This is a genomic window from Saccharopolyspora sp. NPDC000995, assembly GCF_053599315.1.
Window position 1 is genome coordinate 1 of sequence record NZ_JBSFLZ010000346.1, and the last position, 1,281, is coordinate 1,281.

Genomic DNA, 1,281 nt, shown 5'->3' on the forward strand with positions numbered 1-1,281 from the left:
GGCGCGTGCTGCAGAGTTGGCGGCCAGCGTGCGGGAGGCGGGTGTGGAGGGTGCGCCGGATTTGTGGCGTACCGCCCGGCCGCCGGTGCGTGGTGTTAAGGGTGTGCCGTCGTCGGTGGGGGGCGTGGGGCAACGCGGGCTGCGGGGCGGCAGGCCCCCGCAGCGGGGGCCGGGGGAGGCGTATCCGGGTGAGTCGCAGGCCGGACCATCCACGGCCCACCCGGCGTCGGGTGCGGATGCCCCGGTGGCCTCCGGACCGCAGGATGCCGCGCCCGCGAAGAGGAAGCGGGTTCGGCGGCGTGGGATACCTCGGGAGGAGTTGGCGGTGTGGGTTGCCCGGGCTCAAGCGGCGGGGCACACGACCGCCCAGGACGGAATGACATTCCTGCATGAACACCACGTCGGGGTTGACATCAGGGTTTGGCGGGAGGTGTGGCGTGCTGAGTCCGGGAAGGAGAAGCGGCGGCCTGGGATACCTCGGGAGGAGTTGGCGGGGTGGGTCGCCCAGGCTCAAGCGGCGGGGCACACGACCGCCCAGGACGGAATGACATTCCTGCATGAACACAACGTCGGGGTTGACGGCAGGGTTTGGCGGGATGCGTGGCGTGCTGCGTCCGGGAAGGGAAAGCGGCGGCGTGGGATACCTCGGGAACAGTTGGCGGGGTGGGTGGCCCAGGCTCAAGCGGCGGGGTACACGACCGCCCAGGACGGAATGCAATTCCTGTATGAACACAACGTCGGGGTTGGCACCGTGGTTTGGCAGGCTGCGTGGCGTGCTGCGTCCGGGAAGGGAAAGCAGGTTCATCGGCCTGGGATACCTCGGGAGCAGTTGGCGGGGTGGGTCGCCCAGGCTCAAGCGGCGGGGCACACGACCGCCCAGGACGGAATGACGTTCCTGCGTGAACACAACGTCGGGGTTGGCACCGTGGTTTGGCAGGCTGCGTGGCGTGCTGCGTCCGGGAAGGGAAAGCGGCGGCGTGGGATACCTCGGGAGGAGTTGGCGGGGTGGGTCGCCCGGGCTAAAGCGGCGGGGCACACGACCGCCAAGGACGGAATGACATTCCTGCATGAACACCACGTCGGGGTTGCCGCCGAGGTTTGGAGGGCTGTGTGGCGTGTTGTTTCTGAGGCTGATGCTGCTGGTTTTGGCGTGACGACGGATCAGTTATCGGGTTTGCATGAGCAGGGGCTGGTTCCTGTTTATGTCGAGGCTGGGGGTGACTCTTTTTTTGCTGCGGCGCTGGATTCGATTCCTGGTCTGCGGGACAGGTTTGCGTCGGT

At 67.8% G+C, this 1,281-nt stretch carries 1 protein-coding gene; it reads left to right on the plus strand.

Going from position 1 to position 1,281, the window contains the following annotated elements; genetic code table 11:
• Positions 1-1,054: 1,054 nt before the first annotated feature.
• The coding region (locus ACWDKQ_RS36250) for a hypothetical protein (RefSeq protein WP_450143253.1) at positions 1,055-1,281 on the plus strand (227 nt) is incomplete at its 3' end.